This window comes from Flavobacterium sp. HBTb2-11-1, from assembly GCF_009826975.1.
Classification (GTDB): Bacteria; Bacteroidota; Bacteroidia; order Flavobacteriales; family Flavobacteriaceae; genus Flavobacterium.
Map to the genome: position 1 here is coordinate 200,133 of NZ_WUMO01000005.1, position 19,007 is coordinate 219,139.

Here is a 19,007-nt window from a genome sequence, read left to right on the forward strand (position 1 = left end):
TAGGGATTAACTTTCTATTATCAATTTAAAATCTAGAAATAAATATTATACCTAACAGGTTTTGGAAACCTGTTAGGATATTTTAAAGTCTGTTTATTATGTTTAATTATAAAAAGAATGCCAATAGAATTCCGAGAACAATCATAGAAACTTTAGCAACATTGAATTTGTGTCCTTCGCTGCTTTCAAAAATAATAGTTGAAGAGATGTGGAATAAAATACCAATTACAATTGCTGTTATTTCGGTATAATATTTACTCAAAAAAGGTAAATATTCAGATGCTACAGTTCCCAGCGGTGTCATGATGGCAAAGGTCACCATGAATGCAAAAATGGCTTTTTTATTTAAATCGGCATTAATGAAAAATGTTGTAAGGATAACCGCAATTGGCAAATGATGAATGGCAATTCCGACAGCCAAACCGTGGTGATGGCTTACTGGAAAACCTTCTAAAAAGGCATGAATACATAAACTGATGAACAACAGCCACGGAATTTGAGACATTTTTGCATGTCCGTGAACGTGTCCGTGTTCTGCTCCTTTTGAGAAAAATTCGAGTACGATCTGGAATAAAATTCCGACCATTATAAAGATTCCGATATTATGATTATGCGATTCGTAAACTTCAGGAAGAAGGTGCATTACGGTCAATGACAATAAAAAAGAACCGCTAAAAGCCAGCAGCAATTTTAAATTGGTTTTGTTTTCGGGTTTTATAAACAAAGCCGCGCTATATCCTAAAAGTACAGAAAATAAGGGTAATAAATAGTTCATTTATATTTGTTTAACCGTTGATTCGTTTAATCGTTTAATTGTTTTCTTTGCCGATTAAACGGTTAAACAATTAAATGATTAACCAATTTATTTAAAAATCATGATTAATCTTTCGCTTTCAGTTTTATGGAATTTTTTGAGCTTATAGTCACCAAAAATGTCCAGAAGGAAAATTCCAGCTTCGTCCATCAAATCCTGAAAGTCTTTCAAAGTTAGTGCTTTTACTTTTTCTGTAAAATGATATTTTCTGCCTTTGTCTTCAAAATCAATTTCTTTGAAAATATGTCCGTCTTCAACATATCTTTTGATATGAAAATCTATTTCGTCAACCGTTTTTACTTCTTCAGGCACAAGGTTTTCAATAACATTTGCCACGTTCATGAAATCGATAACAGCAAAACCATATTCAGATAGGCTTTCTTTAATTGCCTTTAAGGTTGTTAGATTATCATCGTCGCTTTCAAAATAGCCAAAACTGGTGAAAAGGTTAAAAATAGCGTCGAACTTTTCTTCAAAAGGTTCGCGCATATCGTGTACTTTAAAATGCAGTGTTTCGTTACTGTTTTTGCTGGCTTCGGCAATACTGTTTTCAGACAAATCGGCTCCTAAGACATCATAGCCAAGTTGATTTAAATAAATAGAATGACGGCCTTTTCCGCACGCTAGATCCAATACTTTTGCTTTCTCGGGCAAGTTAAGGTAATGCGTTAAATTGTCCATGAAAACCTGAGCTTCACGATAATTACGATCCTTATAAAGAATATGATAATATGGCGTGTCAAACCATGAAGAATACCAGTTTTGATTGTCGTCTTCTTGATTCGGGATTGATGCGTTATGTTCTTGAGACATTTATTCTATTTCAATTAATTCAAAGTCCGGCAAATTTAGTGTATTTTTGCCGAAAAATAACTATTTCGCTCCGATACGTGTTTATACCAGTATAATAAAATGTTATGGCGATTGGCTTTTTTTAATTGAAAAAAAATGGAAGAAAATTTTAAAATGATTGCCAAATGTTTTTTTGGCTTTGAAGAAATATTAGAAAAAGAATTACGAACACTTGGCGCTCAGGATGTTGAAAAAGGAGTAAGAATGGTAAGCTTTAAAGGAGATAAAGGTTTTATGTACAAAGCCAATTTGTCTTTGCGCACGGCTCTTAAAGTCTTAAAACCAATTTATTCTTTTAGAGCAAACAATGAGCAGGCTTTGTACAAAGGTATTTCGGGTTTAAATTGGTCAAAATATTTAAATGCGAACCAGACTTTTGTAATCGATACCACTGTGCATTCTACTTATTTCAATCATTCTGAATTTGTTTCTCAGAAATGCAAAGACGCAATTGTAGATCAGTTTAGAGAAAGAACTGGGCAAAGACCAAGTATAGACAAGCAATATCCAGATTTACGTATTAATATTCATATCGATAAAGACCAGGTTTCTGTAGCTTTAGATACTTCTGGAGCTTCGCTTCATCAGCGCGGTTATAGAACGGCTACTAATATTGCTCCAATTAATGAAGTTTTAGCAGCTGGAATTCTTTTATTGTCTGGATGGGAAGGGCAAAGCCATTTTCTAGATCCAATGTGCGGTTCTGGAACTTTCTTGGCAGAAGCGGCAATGATTGCCTGCAACATTCCAGCAAACATCAACAGAAAAGAATTTGCTTTCGAAAAATGGAAGGATTGGGATAACGATTTGTTCGACACAATTGTGGATAGTTTAATGAAAAAAACAAGAGAGTTTCATTATACAATTAAAGGTTTTGATAAAGCGCCAAGTGCCGTTAGCAAAGCGAAAGACAACATCAGAAATGCCAATTTAGAAGATTATATTAAAGTTTACGAAGAAAATTTCTTTGACACGGAAAAGGAAACCGAAGGAAAACTTCATATTGTTTTTAATCCGCCTTATGATGAGCGTTTAGATATTCACATGGAAAGATTCTACGCTAATATTGGGGACACTTTGAAGAAGAATTATCCTGGAACAAACGCCTGGTTTATCACAGCAAACCTTGAAGCTTTGAAATTTGTCGGATTAAAACCGTCAAGAAAAATCAAACTTTTCAACGGAAGTCTTGAAGCACGTTTGGTGAAATATGAAATGTACGAAGGAAGTAAGAGAACGAAATTTCAGGTTTCTGAATAGGTGCAAAGTAACAAAGGTTCAAAGGGACAAAGTGAAATCCTTTGTCGTTTAGAAAACCGAAACTTTAATCTGAAAAAAGAGTACTAAAAATATAATTTATTATCCGTTAAAATAACAAAGCTTTAAAAACCGCAAAGTGAAAAAACTTTGCCCCTCCGAGCCTTTGCAACTTTGAACCTTAAAAATAAAAAAATGTCAAAACTACAACTAAGAGCTTTTTTATATCAATTAGCAGCTTTTGCAATCCTATTTCTAGCATTTAGATATTTGATTGCCGCTTACACAGGATTAACCGGAATTTGGATTCCAATGACGGCGTTTGTAATTGGAACTATTATTGGGCCTAAATTTCAAGCGGTAAGAACTAAAGATGGCGAAAAGCTTTTTATGAAATGGCTTTTTATCAAAGGAATCAAAGAAATTGAATAATCTAACAAATATATGAGGAAAATTGGGCTTATTGGCGGGATCAGCTGGGTTTCTACATCTGATTATTATACCTTGATTAATAAAGGAATTAATGAAAAACTCGGCGGACTAAATTTCTCCGAGTGCTTGATTTACTCTTTTAATTATGCCGATATTAAAAAGAATAATGATGCCAACGATTGGGATTCGACTTTTAATATGCTTTTGAAAGCAGCAGAAGTTTTAAAATCGGGCGGGGCAGAAGCGATTCTTTTATGCGCCAATACCATGCATCTCATTGCTGATAGATTGCAACAGGCAATTGATATTCCTCTTATTCATATTGCAGAAGAAACAGCAATTGAAATCGAGAAAAAACAGTTGAAAAAAGTAGGTCTGCTAGGAACCAAATTCACAATGGAATTAGATTTCTTTAAAGATAAGCTTGCTGAAAAAGGAATTGTAACGATTATTCCGGAGAGCGAAGAAGTGAAGGATTTTATCCATTACACTATTTTCGAAGAATTGGGAAGAGGACTTGCAACAGACGAAACAAAAAAGCGTTATTTGGAAATAGCAAATGAATTGATTAAAAACGGGGCAGAAGGAATCATTCTAGGATGCACCGAAATTCCCTTGGTAATAAAAGAAGGGGACTTAAATGTTCCAATTTTTGACACTACTTTAATACATACACAAGCAGCAATTAATTTTCAATTGTTATAAAAAAAAGGTGTTAAGATATTGAGATGCTAAGGTTCTGAGGTTTCTGTAAGTATCGTAAAAATAAAAAAGAGGCAAATTCAAGAAATTGAATTTGCCTCTTTTTTTTACTTAGCATCTCAGTATCTCCGAACCTTAGCACTTTAAAAAAACTATTTCTTCTTAGGCTCTTCTTTCTTTGCAGTTTCAGAAGCCATTGTTTTTTTCTTGTAAATCGGAATAAAGTAAGAAACCGTATAGTTGAAACCGATTCCAAAACTTCCATCGTAAGTTCTGTTGAATCCTGGAATATAAAGGTTTTCAAAATTATTTGGTTCTTTGTTTGTAGCCAGAAGTTTGAGCTGAACACCAAAACCAACAAATACGTTTCTAAATACCTGTGCTTTTAATCCCATTGCAACTTCAATCCAAGTTGCTGTAAGACCGCTGTATTTTTGACCTTCAGTTACCGGAGGCAATTCGCCCCAATATGGATTCGGATTATAAATTTTGTAATTAATCAGTTCTTGGCTAAAAGTACTGAAACCTCCACGCATTCCTATCGTAATCAGGTTTTCCATATCCAGCCAGTTTTGATAAAAGTTATAATCAAAACCTGCTTTAATATAGGTTCCGTTAGCCGAAGACGTTAATCGGTCATCTTCAGTAGTTTTATCTTCATAACCTAATTCTGCGGCTATATAATATTTTTTTGTCAAGCGCCAGTCTCCTACAAATTCGATTCCTTTGTAATCTTTATCGTAAAGTCCGCGAGTTAGTTTGTACAAGTCAACACCAACACGAAGTCCGTAGCGATCAGTTTTTACAACGCTATCTTTTGGAGCTTCCTGAATTTCTGGTTTTGCCGTTTTTACAGTCTTTTCTGTTTGAGGGTTTTTAGCCACTATTGTGTCTTTATTTTTAGAAATTTCAGGTACATCCTGAGCAAAACCTAAAAACATTGAAAACAATAATGAAAGACTAAAAATAAACTTTAATGTGTGTTTCATTTTCTAATTCAATGTTAGGGTTTTCTAAATCAACTTCGGTCATCCAGAAAGTGTCTCCGTCTGGATCAGTATGCACAAAAGGGGCAACGTTTGTTAACTGAAAAACAGTTTTAAATCCGCAAGCTCTAGATACGTACACATTTTGTGTGGTATAGTTGAATTTTATAACATCAGTATTGATCGTTGTAGGCGTTTCACTTAAAGCGTTATAAATAAACTTGAAGGTTGTCGTGTTGTCATTTACTTTTAAAGGAATCATAACACTGCTTCCGCTGGTTACATATCTCAACGGATCATCAACCGCGAGACTTTCATTAAAAACAATTCCCTGTTCCATTCCGTCGCCAATAACTTTTAAGTTACTCACATTTTTAGTTTTTGTCGGATTGGCAATATCATAAAATGTAATCACCAATCTTGGCGTAGTTGGCGTGTTGGCGTCGCAAATATCATCTTTCTCGCAGCTAGATAAGCCAAAAGTGAAGAGCAGTAAAAGAGAAATTAGTTTTTTCATCTATTTTTTATCGAAGTTCTAAAAGTACAACATTTTCAACATGATGCGTCTGCGGAAACATGTCTACAGGTCTCACACGTGTCACTTTGTATTTTTCATCCATTAAAGCTAAGTCGCGTGCTTGAGTTGCAGAATTACAGCTTACATAAACTACTCTTTTTGGTGCTATTTTTAAGATTTGCTCCACTACATCTTTATGCATTCCGTCGCGAGGCGGGTCTGTAATAATAACATCTGGTTTACCGTGTTGCGCAATAAAAGCTTCGTTAAAGACTACTTTCATGTCACCAACAAAAAACTCGCAATTTGTAATATTATTGCGTTCTGCATTGGCTTTAGCGTCAATGATAGCTTCTGGAACACTTTCTACCCCAATTACTTTTTTTGCTTTTTTAGAAACGAATTGAGCAATTGTCCCCGTTCCTGTATATAAATCATAAACCGTTTCGTTTCCTGTAAGACCGGCAAAATCACGTGTTATTTTGTATAATTCGTAAGCTTGGTCAGAATTAGTCTGGTAGAAAGATTTTGCATTAATGCTGAATTTTAAACCTTCCATTTCTTCCAGAATATAATCTCTTCCTTTGTAAAGAATAACATCCTGATCGTAAATAGTGTCATTTTGCTTACCGTTTACCACATATTGCAAAGAAGTAATCTGTGGAAATTTTTCGTATAAATGGTCAAGAATTAATTCTCTATTTTCTTTGTCATCTTCAAAAAACTGAATTAAAACCATAATTTCTCCTGTAGAGACAGTACGAATCATCACAGTTCTCAATAATCCAGAATGTTCTCTCGGATTAAAAAATGCTAAATTATGTTCGTTTGCAAAAGTCCTGATTTCGTTGCGAATGGCATTTGAAGGATCTTCTTGTAGATGACATTTGTTGATGTCAAGAATTTTATCCCACATTTTCGGAATATGAAATCCTAAAGCATTTCTATTTCCTAAGTCTTCCGTGCTTCCAATTTCTTTTTCTGTAAGCCAACGGCTGTTAGAAAAAGAAAATTCCATTTTATTTCTATAGAAAAATTGTTTCTCAGAACCTAAAATATCTTCAAATTCTGGAAGCTCAATTTTCCCTATTCTTTGTAAGTGATTTTTAACTTCATTTTGTTTAAATGCAAGCTGCTGGCTGTATTTCATATTTTGCCATTTACAGCCTCCGCATACTCCAAAATGTTCGCAGATCGGATCTACTCTATATTCAGATAATTCGTGAAATTTTACAGCTTTACCTTCGTAGTAAGCCTTTCTTTTTTTTAATGTCTGTACGTCTACAACATCTCCAGGTACCACATTCGGAATAAAGATTACTTTTCCGTCAGGTGCTTTGGCTACTGAAACCCCTTTTGCACCAGCATCAAGAACTTGAATTTGATGAAAGACAACTTTGTCTGTATTTTTTCTTCCCATAGCGCAAAAATAAGCCTTTGAAAACTTTTACAAATTTAATTTTTGAAAAAATTTAGAAATTATTCAAAATATTAGTTTAATTGGCTATAAAAGTTAATTTTGTTTTAGCAATTACCCCGTAAAAATAGCTATTAACCTACGCTTATTCTTGTCTTTTTATGAAGTTGTATCATAAACTCTCACAAATCAGCTTTCTTAAAAAAAGTTATGCTTTTAAATTCCTATTTGTCGCTTTTATAGGTATTCATATTCCTTTAATTGGCATTTTATTTTTTGTCTTGTTTTTTGAACATGAGGTGTCATCGACTTCCATTCTTATTTTTTCTTTGATTATGACATTGCTGGCAACGGCAATAACACTTTTGGTTTTAAACAAGCTGATAAAGCCCATTGCCACAGCATCAAAGGCTTTGGATGATTATAGAACTTCAAGAAAATTGTCTGATCTTCCAACGGAATATACAGATGAAGCTGGACTGCTTTTGTGCAACATACAAGAATCTATTAATGAAGCTGAGAATTTTATCAACGAAAAACAGGATTTAATCTATATGCTTTCGCATGATTTGAAAAATTTTGCTGGGAATCCGCAAGGTCTGGCTCAATTGATTATAAGCGAAAATCCATCAGAATCGGTTAAGAATATGGCCGAATTGATTTGCGAGTCAACTGATCTTCAATTTAGATATATCGAAAATTTCATCAAGCTGCTAAAAGAACAAGATGATGTTGGAAAAGTAAATCAAGAAGCCAAGACTATTTCGTTTTCTAATATTCTTCCTTTTATTAATGAACAAGTCGAACAGCGATTACTAGACAAAAATATAAGACTAGATTTGGCAATAGATTGTGCAGAAGCTAAACTGAAAATAGATGAAGGACTTTTGATTCAGGTTTTGGTAAATCTAATCAGTAATGCGATTAAATTTTCTTATTTTGAAAGTGAAATAAAAGCCAGAATCTTTTTAGAAAATTCAAAATTGATTATAACGGTAAAAGACCACGGAATAGGTTTTGATAAAAATCAGATTGAAGAATTATTTAAAAAATTCACCAAAATGAGCCGACTTGGAACTGCAAGTGAAGGTTCTACGGGAATCGGGCTTTACTTATGCAAAAAAATCATCGAAAGAAATAAAGGGCAATTGACCGCATCAAGTAAAGGGAAGAATAAAGGCGCAGAGTTTAGAATTGAATTTGATGTCTAAATACAAAAGGGTTATTAAGGTTTTGAAATGCTTAATAACCCTTTTTATTCCTTTTGAGGTGCTACCAAAGCTGATGAACCGAAGGTTTGATCAGATCGGTGTAGATTTTATTCATTGAGGTAATTTGTTCTGAAGTTAATTTTGGAGTATCATAAACCGATAAATTTGACAAAACATGTTCGGTTTTTGATGCGCCCGGAATGATGCAACTGACTTCATTAAAACTCAAAATCCACTGAAGGGCGATAGCGGCTAAATTTTTAGATTCAGGAAATAAAGCTTTTAATTCTTCAACAGCCTTTAATCCTAATTCATAATCAATTCCAGAGAAAGTTTCGCCTTTATCAAAAGCTTCTCCGTTACGATTAAAATTGCGATGGTCCTGAGGTTCAAAAGTGGTTTTCGAATCAAATTTACCTGTTAAAAGTCCGCTTGCTAGTGGCACTCTCGCAATTATCCCAATGTCTTTCTTTTTGGCTTCAGAGAAAAACAACTCAGAAGGACGCTGGCGAAACAGATTAAAAATAATCTGAACCGTAGTTACATTAGAATATTCAATTGCTTTTAAAGCTTCTTCAACTTTTTCAACACTAACACCCAGATTAAGAATTTTCCCCTGATCTTTTAATCGGTCAAAAAGTTCAAATATTTCTGGACGATAGTACACTTCTGTAGGCGGGCAGTGAAGCTGAATCAAATCGAGTGTTTCTAAACCAGTTCTTTTTAAGCTGTCTTCAACAAATTTTTGAAGCACTTTTGGAGTATATCCTTCATTAACATGCGGATTTATCTGGCGCCCGCATTTTGTGGCAACAAAAATACGTTCAGAACGTGAGCGAACGACTCTTCCAACAGCAGTTTCGCTTAATCCGTTTTCATAAACATCGGCGGTATCAATAAAGTTTACGCCATTGTCAATAGCCGTATTCAAAAGTTCATCAGCCGTTTTATCATCAAAACCTGATCCCCATTTTCCGCCAACTTGCCAAGTGCCAAGTGAGATTTCAGAGATATTGAAGTTTGTTTTTCCTAGTTTTCTGTAGTTCATTTTTTTTAGGTTCAAAGGTTCAGAGGCTCAAAGTGGCAAAGGTTTCTTTAGAGAAGTTTTTTAAAAACTTTGTACCTCTGCACCTTTGCCACTTTGAACCTTAAGGATTAATCAAATAAATCCGAAGACAAATAACGATCGCCACGATCGCAAATAACAGCAACTACGACTCCAGATTCTAATTGTTCGGCAATTTTTAAGGCAACGGCAACAGAACCTCCGCTGCTCATTCCTGCAAAAACACCTTCTTCCAGAGCTAATCTTTTAGTCATGGCGCGCGCTTCTTCTTCGCTTACATCCACAACGGTATCTACTTTAGAAGCATCAAAAATTTTTGGAAGATATTCCTGTGGCCATTTACGGATTCCAGGAATCTGAGAACCATCGCTAGGCTGTGCGCCAATAATTTGAATATTTGGATTCTTTTCTTTCAAATAAGTCGAAGTTCCGATAATAGTTCCAGTTGTTCCCATAGCAGAAACAAAATGCGTTACCGTTCCGTCGGTATCATTCCATATTTCTGGTCCGGTTGTTTTGTAGTGTGCTTTCCAGTTATCATCATTCGCAAACTGATTCAGCATCAAATAGCCGCCTTGTGCCACTTTTTTATCTGCATAATCTCTGGATCCTATAATTCCTTCGCTGGCAGGCGTAAGAATCACTGTAGCGCCATAAGCACGCATGGTCTGAGTTCGCTCTTTGGTTGAATCTTCAGGTAAAACCAACTCGATTTCAATGCCAAATAATTGCGCTATCATAGCCAAAGCTATTCCGGTATTTCCGCTGGTTGCCTCAATTAATTTATCTCCTTTTTTGATGTCGCCACGTTCCAGTGCTGCGGCAATCATATTGTATGCAGCTCTATCTTTTACGCTTCCTCCCGGATTATTTCCTTCTAGTTTCAGTAAAAGTTTTACATTTTTATTCTTAACCAAATTGACCGTTTCCATCAACGGAGTATTGCCAATGAGGTTTAATAATTTATGTGAATTCATGTTATTTCTTTTCTTTTATTTTGACTTCAGTAGTAGTGGTATTTAAAACAATGGAATCTTCTGGAATAGATTTGGTAATCCAGGCATTTCCTCCAACAATACTGTTTTTTCCAATTACAGTTTCCCCGCCTAAAATTGTCGCGTTTGCATAAATGCAGACATTGGCTTCAACGGTTGGGTGTCTTTTGGCATTTTTCATTTCCTTGCTTACGCTTAATGCGCCAAGCGTAACACCCTGATAGATTTTTACATGTTTTTTAATAACAGTTGTCTCACCAATTACTATACCTGTTGCGTGATCAATAAAAAATGGCGATGCGATATCGGCTCCTGCATGTATATCTGTACCTGTAATTCTATGCGCGTATTCGCTCATTAATCGCGAAAAAAGCAGTAAGTCGAGATGATATAATTCGTGGCTTAGTCTGTAAATTGCGATGGCATAAAATCCAGGATAACCCAAGTATACTTCATCGATGCTGTTTGAAGCGGGATCATTTTCAAGAATATATTCGGCATCCTGATTTAGCTTTTCTAAAACGCCAGGGAGCTTTTCTAAAAAACGGTCCCAAATAGATTCGCATAAATTTTGAGGTTTTTTGCAGGCTAAAACCGCAATTTCCTTAAAACGGAACTCCAGTTCATCAATGCTCTCGTCCAACGCTGCATTCGAATCAAATAGCGTATAAAAAAGCTTTTCTGTAAAGTCTTCCGTTTTGGTTTTAATGCCGTAATTTATGTGTGAATGGCTCTTTAAAGCTCTTATATTTTGTATGATATTGTCTTTTGTCACAATGGTAAAAATGAATGAATAATTTTGGAACGTTAAAAGTAAGGCGTTTTTTGGAAATAAAATCACGATTTAACGAAAGAAATTTTGCTTGCAAAGTTTGATTTGTGATAAAAAACGAATTATAAACGGTTCTTTTTTATGCAATTCTTAAGAAGTTTATTGCGTAAATTAGCTTATAAAATATATTAAAATGAAAAACAATCAAACATTTAAAAGCGATATTTCCGGGGCTTCCTTTCCTGAAAGTGAGAAAATATACGGAAGGGCAATTCATGATCCTATTTTAGGATTGATTAAAAAAGAATATCCTGATTTTGATGCTGAAGACTGCATTTCTATAAATGAGTTAAATGTTTATCGCCAAAAATATATTTCAAATTATCTTTCTTCTGAAATTGGAGCGCTTTCTGCAATGGAGAAAAATGTTATTTCTTCATTAAAAGAAGATAAATCGATTGTAAGTATTGTGGAAGAAGAGGAGGAAACAAGAAATCTAGGGCAGATAGTGGCAGATAAAGTGGCTGATTTTGGAGGAAGTTGGACTTTTATTATTTCGTTTGTAGTTTTTATTTCGATTTGGATTGGGTCTAATGTTTTTATTTTCTTAAACAAAGGATTTGATCCGTATCCATTTATTCTTTTAAATTTAATTCTATCGTGCGTTGCAGCTTTACAAGCACCTGTGATTATGATGAGCCAAAACCGTCAGGAAGAAAAAGACCGCAATCGAGCTAAAAAAGATTTTATGATTAATCTTAAATCAGAGTTGGAAATTAGATTAATTCATGATAAAATTGATCATCTGATTATGCATCAGCAACAGGAATTAATCGAAATTCAGAAAGTGCAAATCGAAATGATGAACGATATTTTGGATCAGATTAAAAAGTAAATGCTGGTTAAAATTCCAAATTTTTTAAATCCCAAATTCCAAAAAAGAGCGAAGCGATTTTTAGAAAATCTAAAATCTAAAATCTAAAATCTAAAATCTAAAATCTAAAATCTAAAATCTAAAATCTAAAATCTAAAATCTAAAATCTAAAATCTAAAATCTAAAATCTAAAATCTAAAAATAAAAGTGTTTAAGATAGTAGCCGCCCAGCATAAAAAATAGATTTATGATTGCCATTCTCCAGATTAGTTTTTTATAATTTCTTGATTTATCTAAGAAATGAAATGCCGAAAAAATAATGAGTAAAAGGCAGGTATAAATGGCTGGATACATTTTAAAAGCAGCTAAAAAATCGCCTTGAAAAAGTAAGAATAAAGACCGCTGAAATCCGCACCCTAAACAGTCATAACCAAACACGGTTTTGAACAGGCAAGGAATCATATATTTCTCTAAACTCATGGCAGATCTTTTTTGCAATTTTACTAAAAAAATATGACAAACGTTTGGAGCAGTATAGAAGTACTATTTGAAAGTTTTATATTTTTGAAATCTTAAAATAAAGAAAGGATGAAAACTTTTAAAATTATAATAATGATTCTTGCGATTTCGGTCGCCTTATACGAACAGGTTTCGGAAGAAAAAAACATCTATATCATGATTGCTGCAATTGTAGTTTTTATGTTCGGAATGATGCAGTTGAGTGCAAAAACGCCAAGTAAGAATAACGATAAAGAGGAGTAGAATGTTGTTAAAAGGAGATAAGGTTTCAGTACTTGATGAAGCCATAAACGGAACGGTAGTTTCGGTTAAAAATAACGAGGTTTTGATTGAAACAGAGGAAGGTTTTATGATGACATTTTTAGTCAATGAATTGATTAAGGTTCAAGAAACCAGTGATTTAATTAATTCTATTAAAAGATTTGATTTAAATGAAGTTTCAAAAGAAAAAACTGAGCCCAAACCGAGAAGTTTTGTCAAAGAAAAGAAAGATAAGCGTGATGTTGGTGTTCCAGAATTTGATTTGCATATTGAAAAATTGGTTCCAAATAAACGCGGAATGTCAAACTATGATATTTTGACATTGCAGACTGAAACGGCAAAAAGGCATATCGAATTTGCGATAAGAAACCGCATTCCGAAAATCGTTTTTATTCACGGTGTTGGTGAAGGAATTTTGAAAGCGGAACTCGATTTTTTATTAGGCCGTTATGACGGAATTGATTTTCAAGATGCCAATTATCAAAAATATGGTCTTGGAGCTACAGAAGTTTATATTAGACAAAACAATAAATAAAAACAATTTTTCTGCAGTAAAAAGGCCTGCTTTAAAGCATAAAAAAACGTCTGTTTTTTGAGATGATTCTACAACTAAATCAAATCAAAAAACAGACGTTTTTTGTAGGAATTGTTTTTGCTGATTTCTTTGCAGAAATCTATTTTTTTAGTTTGTCACTGTTCTATTAATTTTTCCAAGAACAAAACTGCTTCCCAATTTAAAGCTGCTATTTCCTTTTTGTAAAATTACATTTTTAAGCACAATTGTGTGCTCATAAACTTGCCCGGTCAAAGTAGTAGTAACTTCAATAATTCCGCTTACATTAGCAACTCCCACTTGGCCTGTCCATGTTTCTTCAATTGCTGGTGCAGACGGCTGTATTTTGGCACACACAAAAGCTGGCGTTATAGAGCCAGTTCCTTCTTTCGCAGTTTTATAAAACACTTTATTTTGTGTAGCACTTATTAAACTTGTACGAGGCTGATTGCTTGGCGTAACAACATTGACAAGTAAAGTAGGATCTATATCATCAATCGATAAATAGAATGTATTGTTGTAATTGTAAACTCTAGCAACTTCGTCGCACTCATAAGCAGAACCATTCGGATTGGTTTTGAAAGTCAGATTGGCTGGTGTTATAACAGTATTGTATGTTCCAAATACAAATTCTGCTTGTGTTTGGTTTCCTGCTGGTTTGGCAAATGTGATATTTCTAAAAATAATACTGTGCTCATAGCCTTTAATTCTAGTGCTTCCATCAGTTGCGCTTGAATCTACTAGTTGAGTGGTCGCGATTTCGATTAGACCATCAATTCCAAGCCATTCTTCGGTTACTTTTGGAGTGCTTGGCGGAATCGTACCGCAAATGTTTTCTTTTGCAACAGTTCCATCATAAGCTCTATAAACTACTCTATATGATCCATTGCCTTTAGAATCTATTGTGTATGTTTTGGTGCCATTGTCATTGATAATTGCTCCTTCTGGCATTTGAAGTAAAAGAGCTTCTTGAGACTTTAATTTATAAATTAAAGTATTGGTTGTAGGATCACAAGCTTGAGATTCCGCAATATCTTCAAAATCTATTTTATCTACAGTCAAATCTCCATCATCGCATCCGTTTAAGAAAAGAGCAAATAATAGGAGGGCAGCATATTTTTTCATCGTAAAATTTATTTGGGTCAAAAATAGTGAAAAAATTGCCAAATGATATTTAAGATTTGACAATTGATATTTCTTAACTTTGCAGCAATGAAAAAAGTATATCTAGATAATGCCTCAACAACAGCAATGCGTCCTGAAGTTATTCAGGAAATGACAAAAATAATGCTTGAGGATTACGGAAATCCGTCTTCTACACATAGTTTTGGACGAAACGGTAAAACAATATTAGAACTTTCAAGAAAGAGTATTGCGAAGCATCTCAATTGCACTGCTCAAGAAATCATTTTTACTTCTGGCGGGACTGAAGCTGATAACTGGATTTTGCGTTCTGCAGTTGAAGATTTAAAAGTACAAAGAATCATTACTTCAAAAATTGAACACCATGCGGTTCTGCATACCGTTTGGGCGCTTCAAGAAGAATACAATATTCAGGTAGATTACGTTAATGTCAATCCAGACGGAAGTTTAGACTTAACGCATTTGTCCAATTTGTTGTCTGATGAAAAAAAGACAATAGTGAGTTTAATGCATGTTAATAATGAAACAGGAACTATTCTAGATTTAGATCGCGTAAGTCTGATTTGCAAGCAATACGATGCTTTGTTTCATTCAGATACAGTTCAGTCTGTTGGGAAGACAGAAATCGACCTGCAAAAGACTCCTGTTGACTTTATTTTGGCTAGTGCGCATAAATTTCACGGGCCAAAAGGAATCGGATTTGCTTTTATTCGAAAAAATTCTGGTCTGCAGCCATTGCTTTTTGGAGGAGAACAAGAAAAAGGACTTCGTGCTGGAACTGAAGCTGTACATCAGATTGCCGGAATGGCAAAAGCTTTGTCTATTTCTTATGAAAAATTAGACGAAGAAAGAGCTTATATTTCAAGTATAAAAAAATATCTGATTGAGCAGTTGGAAATTCATTTTCCAGGTTTTAGAATCAACGGAAAGAAAGATGATTTCTATAACATCATCAATATTATTCTGCCTTTTTCATCAGATAAAACTTCGATGCTGCTTTTTAGTTTGGATATGAAAGGAATTGCGGTTTCAAGGGGAAGCGCTTGCCAGTCTGGAAGCATAAAACCTTCGCATGTTTTAAACGAGATGCTTTCGGAGACTGATTTAAAATTACCAAATCTCCGAATTTCATTTAGTCATAACAACACCAAAGAAGATATCGATTGGTTGGTTGAGAGTTTGAAAACTGTCTAAGTTTCTAAGATTAAGGTTCTGAGATTTTAAGTTTTTTTAACCGCGAAGTGCACTAAGAATTATACAAAGAGATTTTTCAGAGCCATTAAAATGAAAAGTCCGCAAAGCTTTATCAAAAGCTTTGCGAACTTTTTTTAACTCTATTTAGATTTTCAATAAGATCTTTTTTGTGTACTTTCGGTAAAATTATTCTCAAAGTTTTTCAAAAACCTGAAACCTGAAACCTGAAACCTGAAACTTGAAACAAAAAAGCTATTTACGAATTACTTTTACCTGAGAATCTTTAGTTAATTTGATAATGGTTGAGGACTTTCCGTTGATTTTGTCTTGGTTTAATTTTACAACATAATCTACGCCATTGATAATTTCAGGACTAATATCTTTGAAACTGTGCGGCGTTGGCTGTCCAGAAATGTTAGCTGAAGTGGAAACCAAAGGCTTTTTCATTCTTTCCATCAATTTATAGCAAAAAGGTTCTTTTACCAATCTAACTCCAAGAGATTTGTCGGCCGCAATGATGTTTGGCGCAACGTTTCTGGCATCATCCAAAATTAAAGTAGTTGGTTTTTCAGATAGATCCATAATTTGCCATGCAACTTCAGGAATATCTTTAAAAACGTTGTACATCATTTTTTCGCTGTTCATTAAAACAATCATGCTTTGGGTTTCTGCTCGCTGTTTTAATTTATAGATTTTAGCAACAGCCTCCGCGTTTGTGGCATCGCAGCCAATTCCCCAAACCGTATCTGTTGGGTACAGAATTATACCTCCGTTTTTAATTACTTCGTATGCGTTGATGATTTCTTCGTTCATTTTACAAATAATAATACTGAAATAAGAATGCAAAGTTATGCATTTTACTTGTAATTGTTTTTTAAGGCTTTTTTATCAGTAACTATAAAAGGAGTTCTTTTGAAAAATAACACGATCTGTCCAGCCTTTTAAAGTGTATTGACTCAAAATGGAATCTGGGATTTTCTCGTATTCATTTTCAAAAAAAGCGACAGGTATAACCGGATTTTTTTCGTCAATTATTAAAATGTTATTTGGATTATAAAAATCGTAATTTTTAATATCCGCATTTGTGGTTATGAGTTTCTTCTCTAAACCTAAACTTTCAAAAACCCTAAAAGTAAGTCCGATTTGACCAAGTCGGTTAATGTCTAAAAGCACTTTCGAACGATTGATATAATCATTTACTTCGCTTAAAGGCATATGGCTTTTTATGTATGTGATATTTTTATCATTGTCTTTTTGCTTTTTATCATAAACAATGAATTTGAATTTTGAGTTTTGCGAAGCTAGATTAGCTGCAATCCTTTTTAGTATCGGAAGGCGTTTGTCAATTGAACTGATATTGAAAACATCGTATTCAAATTTATCGTTGTAGATAGCATTTTCTGAATTGTAAATCCAGTTTGGAGCAAATTTTAAATTGAATTTTTCGCAATCTTCTTTTTCAAATGAGAAAACCTCATCAAAGCAATGAAGAACTCTTTTGATTTTTGGACAGCGATAAGTGTTGTCATTAAAAAATCCAATTGATTTTTTAGTGTAATTTTTAAATTCTAAAATGCTTTCAGGGGTTATAAAATCACCTTTTATAGTTAAAATTACATCTTGAATCTGGTCGTTTTTCTTTAATTCATTAATAATTTCCTTTCCGTAATGCTGGTGTTTTAAATTGGTTTTGAAAAATGCTTTTAATATAACATTATAAGCTTTATGAAATACAGAAGGGTATTTATATTTGAAAGTGTTAAAATCGATATGGCGGACAGTATGTCCTTGTTTTTCTAAGTCTGCTGCTATATGTTTGTTAAGTCCCCAGTTGTCTAAACTTATAAGAGTAATATGCATTATCTACGAAATAGTTTTTATTAGTTGGTAAAACTAGCTAAATTTGCTGAAACAATTTTTATGATTTTAAGATTAAATCGCGGATATGAAAAATTTGAAAATATTCTTTTGGAATATATTCGTTTTTTTGATACAAAAGGAGAAAACTTTGTAATTGGCCAGCGCAATCAGATAAAACTTTTTGATTTAGACGATAAAAAAATAAACATAAAATCGTTTAAAGTTCCGCACCTTATCAATAAAATTGCTTATAAATACTTCAGAAAATCAAAAGCAAAACGCTCTTTTGAGTTTGCAAACAAATTGTTAGAATTGGGAGTTGGAACTCCAAAGCCTATCGCATTTGCTGAATTTTCATCGATAGTAGGTTTAGAAAAAAGCTTTTATGTAAGCGAACAATTGGAATGTGATCTTACCTATAGAGAATTGGTAGAAATTCCAGATTTTCCAGATCGCGACAATATCTTAAGACAGTTTACTAAATTTAGCTTTGATCTTCACGAAAAAGGAATTGAATTTTTAGATCATTCCCCGGGAAATACTTTAATTAAAAAGAATGCCAGCGGGAATTATGATTTCTTTTTGGTTGACTTGAACAGAATGGAATTTCATGATTCGATGTCTTTTGAAATGCGCATGAAAAACCTTTGTCGTTTAACGCCTTTAGAAGAGATGGTTGCGACAATGAGTAATGAATATGCTAAATATTATAAATCAGAATCTGAAAAGAAGATTTTTGAAACTTTATGGAAATATACTTCAGATTTTCAAGAGAAGTTTTATAGAAAAAAACGCTTGAAAAAGAAACTTAAATTCTGGAAGAAGTAATTCTTCTTAATTCATTATAGCGAATATAAACGCTATAAGCATTTAGATAACATATAATAACACCTTTTTTTCCATCCAAAAAACCAAAGCGGATTATAAACTGATACAAGAATGTATATAGGGGATGGAGAAGATGCAATAAGAAGTAAGGCTTTATTCCTTTAACCAACTTTTCATTAGCCTTAAGAATTCCGTAATGATGCATTTTTGATTTATAGTCTTCATAGGACGAATATGAAAAATGTATGATTTTATGTTTTAGGGAATCAATTGGTCCGTTTACAATTAATTTCTCATGAACGGTTCTTTCTTCGTTATATCGGCATTTTGACTTGTCTAAAAGCCTAAAAATCTTATCGGTTTGCCAGCCGCTAAAATTCAATCGACTATCTTTAAACATAAAAATGCGGTAGATAAAATAAGCGCTTATAGCATTTTCAGAATTAATTGCAGTAACAATTTCAGATTTTAATCCTGATGTTAATCTTTCGTCGGCATCAATAAATAAAACCCATGAATTTTTTGCTTGATCCAAGGCAAAATTTCGTTGAGAAGTATAATCAACAAAACGGTGCTGAATTAATTTTACATTTTTGAAAGACTCAACTATGCTTACTGTTTTATCGGTGCTGTAGGAATCGATGACAATTATTTCGTCAGCAAAATCAATGTCTTCCAGAAGTAATTTTATATGCTGTTCTTCGTTAAGCGTAATAATCAGGACTGATAATTTTTGCTTTTCATTATTCATTAT

The 19,007-nt window shown here is 33.6% G+C and carries 22 protein-coding genes; 9 read left to right on the plus strand and 13 right to left on the minus strand.

The annotated features are described in order from the left end of the window. Positions 1-106 precede the first annotated feature (106 nt). Both GR162_RS12645 and GR162_RS12650 read right to left on the minus strand, forming a co-directional pair. Positions 107-775 (minus strand): ZIP family metal transporter, encoded by a 669-nt coding sequence (locus GR162_RS12645; protein WP_160782470.1) that lies wholly within the window; start codon positions 773-775, stop codon positions 107-109. Between the two features lie 87 nt (positions 776-862). After that, the gene (locus tag GR162_RS12650) at positions 863-1,627 is read right to left on the minus strand and encodes a bifunctional 2-polyprenyl-6-hydroxyphenol methylase/3-demethylubiquinol 3-O-methyltransferase UbiG (RefSeq protein WP_160782471.1); all 765 of its coding nucleotides are present in this window, start codon (positions 1,625-1,627) and stop codon (positions 863-865) included. A gap of 135 nt (positions 1,628-1,762) precedes the next feature. Between GR162_RS12650 and GR162_RS12655 the strand changes: the two genes are divergently transcribed. The 3 genes from GR162_RS12655 to GR162_RS12665 all read left to right on the plus strand — a co-directional run bounded on the left by GR162_RS12655 (position 1,763) and on the right by GR162_RS12665 (position 4,060). Further along, positions 1,763-2,926, plus strand: a complete 1,164-nt coding sequence (locus tag GR162_RS12655; protein ID WP_160782472.1) for a class I SAM-dependent RNA methyltransferase — start codon at positions 1,763-1,765, stop codon at positions 2,924-2,926. A 192-nt stretch (positions 2,927-3,118) separates the two neighbouring features. Beyond that, a complete protein-coding gene (locus GR162_RS12660) occupies positions 3,119-3,355 on the plus strand; it encodes a hypothetical protein (RefSeq protein WP_111366710.1) in 237 nt (78 codons plus the stop codon). 12 nt (positions 3,356-3,367) lie between these two features. Further along, entirely contained in the window at positions 3,368-4,060 is a 693-nt protein-coding gene (locus GR162_RS12665) for an aspartate/glutamate racemase family protein (protein ID WP_160782473.1), read from the plus strand. A gap of 149 nt (positions 4,061-4,209) precedes the next feature. Here the strand turns inward: GR162_RS12665 and GR162_RS12670 are convergent, their stop codons facing one another. From GR162_RS12670 to rlmD, 3 genes are read right to left on the minus strand one after another with little or no spacing between them, the layout of a single operon-like run. Further along, entirely contained in the window at positions 4,210-5,046 is an 837-nt protein-coding gene (locus GR162_RS12670) for a DUF6048 family protein (RefSeq protein WP_160782474.1), read from the minus strand. Further along, on the minus strand, positions 5,018-5,560 hold the full coding sequence (locus tag GR162_RS12675; protein WP_160782475.1) for a DUF6452 family protein: 543 nt from the start codon (positions 5,558-5,560) through the stop codon (positions 5,018-5,020). Before GR162_RS12675 ends, GR162_RS12670 begins: the two co-directional genes overlap by 29 nt. Before the next feature lie 7 nt (positions 5,561-5,567). Further along, positions 5,568-6,980 (minus strand): 23S rRNA (uracil(1939)-C(5))-methyltransferase RlmD, encoded by a 1,413-nt coding sequence (gene rlmD / locus GR162_RS12680; RefSeq protein WP_160782476.1) that lies wholly within the window; start codon positions 6,978-6,980, stop codon positions 5,568-5,570. 332 nt (positions 6,981-7,312) lie between these two features. Between rlmD and GR162_RS12685 the strand changes: the two genes are divergently transcribed. Then, on the plus strand, positions 7,313-8,188 hold the full coding sequence (locus tag GR162_RS12685) for a sensor histidine kinase KdpD (RefSeq protein ID WP_237421360.1): 876 nt from the start codon (positions 7,313-7,315) through the stop codon (positions 8,186-8,188). 61 nt (positions 8,189-8,249) lie between these two features. Here GR162_RS12685 and GR162_RS12690 read toward each other — a convergent pair whose 3' ends face one another. From GR162_RS12690 to GR162_RS12700, 3 genes are all read right to left on the minus strand, one after another. Continuing rightward, positions 8,250-9,236 (minus strand): aldo/keto reductase, encoded by a 987-nt coding sequence (locus GR162_RS12690; protein WP_160782478.1) that lies wholly within the window; start codon positions 9,234-9,236, stop codon positions 8,250-8,252. Positions 9,237-9,343: 107 nt separating this feature from the next. Further along, on the minus strand, positions 9,344-10,231 hold the full coding sequence (gene cysM, locus GR162_RS12695; protein WP_160782479.1) for a cysteine synthase CysM: 888 nt from the start codon (positions 10,229-10,231) through the stop codon (positions 9,344-9,346). Between the two features lies 1 nt (position 10,232). Then, positions 10,233-11,024: a serine O-acetyltransferase gene (locus GR162_RS12700; protein WP_035690666.1), complete on the minus strand. Its 792-nt coding sequence runs from the start codon at positions 11,022-11,024 to the stop codon at positions 10,233-10,235. 190 nt (positions 11,025-11,214) lie between these two features. Between GR162_RS12700 and GR162_RS12705 the strand changes: the two genes are divergently transcribed. Then, positions 11,215-11,916, plus strand: coding sequence for a DUF1003 domain-containing protein (locus GR162_RS12705; protein ID WP_160782480.1), 702 nt, complete (start codon positions 11,215-11,217; stop codon positions 11,914-11,916). Positions 11,917-12,090: 174 nt separating this feature from the next. Here GR162_RS12705 and GR162_RS12710 read toward each other — a convergent pair whose 3' ends face one another. Next, positions 12,091-12,375 carry a DUF2752 domain-containing protein gene (locus tag GR162_RS12710; RefSeq protein ID WP_160782481.1) on the minus strand — a complete coding sequence of 95 codons (285 nt, stop codon included), beginning with the start codon at positions 12,373-12,375 and terminating at the stop codon, positions 12,091-12,093. A gap of 108 nt (positions 12,376-12,483) precedes the next feature. Here GR162_RS12710 and GR162_RS22165 point away from each other — a divergent pair, with 108 nt between their 5' ends. Both GR162_RS22165 and GR162_RS12715 read left to right on the plus strand, forming a co-directional pair. Beyond that, on the plus strand, positions 12,484-12,657 hold the full coding sequence (locus GR162_RS22165; protein ID WP_008462622.1) for a hypothetical protein: 174 nt from the start codon (positions 12,484-12,486) through the stop codon (positions 12,655-12,657). 1 nt (position 12,658) lies between these two features. Next, the gene (locus GR162_RS12715) at positions 12,659-13,210 is read left to right on the plus strand and encodes a Smr/MutS family protein (RefSeq protein WP_160782482.1); all 552 of its coding nucleotides are present in this window, start codon (positions 12,659-12,661) and stop codon (positions 13,208-13,210) included. A 147-nt stretch (positions 13,211-13,357) separates the two neighbouring features. On the opposite strand, the gene GR162_RS12720 is transcribed toward GR162_RS12715, so the two are convergent. Further along, positions 13,358-14,353, minus strand: coding sequence for a hypothetical protein (locus GR162_RS12720; protein WP_160782483.1), 996 nt, complete (start codon positions 14,351-14,353; stop codon positions 13,358-13,360). An 87-nt stretch (positions 14,354-14,440) separates the two neighbouring features. Between GR162_RS12720 and GR162_RS12725 the strand changes: the two genes are divergently transcribed. Next, positions 14,441-15,565: a cysteine desulfurase family protein gene (locus GR162_RS12725; RefSeq protein WP_160782484.1), complete on the plus strand. Its 1,125-nt coding sequence runs from the start codon at positions 14,441-14,443 to the stop codon at positions 15,563-15,565. Between the two features lie 252 nt (positions 15,566-15,817). Here the strand turns inward: GR162_RS12725 and GR162_RS12730 are convergent, their stop codons facing one another. Continuing rightward, positions 15,818-16,378, minus strand: coding sequence for an L-threonylcarbamoyladenylate synthase (locus GR162_RS12730; RefSeq protein ID WP_202393940.1), 561 nt, complete (start codon positions 16,376-16,378; stop codon positions 15,818-15,820). A gap of 75 nt (positions 16,379-16,453) precedes the next feature. Beyond that, positions 16,454-17,425 (minus strand): hypothetical protein, encoded by a 972-nt coding sequence (locus tag GR162_RS12735; RefSeq protein ID WP_160782485.1) that lies wholly within the window; start codon positions 17,423-17,425, stop codon positions 16,454-16,456. A gap of 60 nt (positions 17,426-17,485) precedes the next feature. On the opposite strand from GR162_RS12735, the gene GR162_RS12740 reads away from it, so the two are divergent. Further along, positions 17,486-18,253 (plus strand): lipopolysaccharide kinase InaA family protein, encoded by a 768-nt coding sequence (locus tag GR162_RS12740; protein WP_160782486.1) that lies wholly within the window; start codon positions 17,486-17,488, stop codon positions 18,251-18,253. Here GR162_RS12740 and GR162_RS12745 read toward each other — a convergent pair. Further along, a complete protein-coding gene (locus GR162_RS12745; RefSeq protein WP_160782487.1) occupies positions 18,234-19,004 on the minus strand; it encodes a glycosyltransferase family 2 protein in 771 nt (256 codons plus the stop codon). The genes GR162_RS12740 and GR162_RS12745 overlap by 20 nt on opposite strands. Positions 19,005-19,007: the final 3 nt, after the last annotated feature.

Excerpts from the sequence above, each read along its gene's own strand:
- GR162_RS12720 (WP_160782483.1), bottom strand. The coding sequence starts at position 14,353 with ATGAAAAAATATGCTGCCCTCCTATTATTTGCTCTTTTCTTAAACGGA.
- GR162_RS12745 (WP_160782487.1), bottom strand. The coding sequence starts at position 19,004 with ATGAATAATGAAAAGCAAAAATTATCAGTCCTGATTATTACGCTTAAC.
- GR162_RS12725 (WP_160782484.1), top strand. The coding sequence starts at position 14,441 with ATGAAAAAAGTATATCTAGATAATGCCTCAACAACAGCAATGCGTCCT.
- GR162_RS12675 (WP_160782475.1), bottom strand. The coding sequence starts at position 5,560 with ATGAAAAAACTAATTTCTCTTTTACTGCTCTTCACTTTTGGCTTATCT.
- GR162_RS12705 (WP_160782480.1), top strand. The coding sequence starts at position 11,215 with ATGAAAAACAATCAAACATTTAAAAGCGATATTTCCGGGGCTTCCTTT.
- GR162_RS22165 (WP_008462622.1), top strand. The coding sequence starts at position 12,484 with ATGAAAACTTTTAAAATTATAATAATGATTCTTGCGATTTCGGTCGCC.
- GR162_RS12645 (WP_160782470.1), bottom strand. The coding sequence starts at position 775 with ATGAACTATTTATTACCCTTATTTTCTGTACTTTTAGGATATAGCGCG.
- GR162_RS12665 (WP_160782473.1), top strand. The coding sequence starts at position 3,368 with ATGAGGAAAATTGGGCTTATTGGCGGGATCAGCTGGGTTTCTACATCT.
- GR162_RS12690 (WP_160782478.1), bottom strand. The coding sequence starts at position 9,236 with ATGAACTACAGAAAACTAGGAAAAACAAACTTCAATATCTCTGAAATC.
- GR162_RS12730 (WP_202393940.1), bottom strand. The coding sequence starts at position 16,378 with ATGAACGAAGAAATCATCAACGCATACGAAGTAATTAAAAACGGAGGT.
- rlmD (WP_160782476.1), bottom strand. The coding sequence starts at position 6,980 with ATGGGAAGAAAAAATACAGACAAAGTTGTCTTTCATCAAATTCAAGTT.
- GR162_RS12670 (WP_160782474.1), bottom strand. The coding sequence starts at position 5,046 with ATGAAACACACATTAAAGTTTATTTTTAGTCTTTCATTATTGTTTTCA.
- GR162_RS12655 (WP_160782472.1), top strand. The coding sequence starts at position 1,763 with ATGGAAGAAAATTTTAAAATGATTGCCAAATGTTTTTTTGGCTTTGAA.
- GR162_RS12685 (WP_237421360.1), top strand. The coding sequence starts at position 7,313 with ATGACATTGCTGGCAACGGCAATAACACTTTTGGTTTTAAACAAGCTG.
- GR162_RS12735 (WP_160782485.1), bottom strand. The coding sequence starts at position 17,425 with ATGCATATTACTCTTATAAGTTTAGACAACTGGGGACTTAACAAACAT.
- GR162_RS12715 (WP_160782482.1), top strand. The coding sequence starts at position 12,659 with ATGTTGTTAAAAGGAGATAAGGTTTCAGTACTTGATGAAGCCATAAAC.
- GR162_RS12710 (WP_160782481.1), bottom strand. The coding sequence starts at position 12,375 with ATGAGTTTAGAGAAATATATGATTCCTTGCCTGTTCAAAACCGTGTTT.
- GR162_RS12740 (WP_160782486.1), top strand. The coding sequence starts at position 17,486 with ATGATTTTAAGATTAAATCGCGGATATGAAAAATTTGAAAATATTCTT.
- GR162_RS12650 (WP_160782471.1), bottom strand. The coding sequence starts at position 1,627 with ATGTCTCAAGAACATAACGCATCAATCCCGAATCAAGAAGACGACAAT.
- GR162_RS12660 (WP_111366710.1), top strand. The coding sequence starts at position 3,119 with ATGTCAAAACTACAACTAAGAGCTTTTTTATATCAATTAGCAGCTTTT.
- cysM (WP_160782479.1), bottom strand. The coding sequence starts at position 10,231 with ATGAATTCACATAAATTATTAAACCTCATTGGCAATACTCCGTTGATG.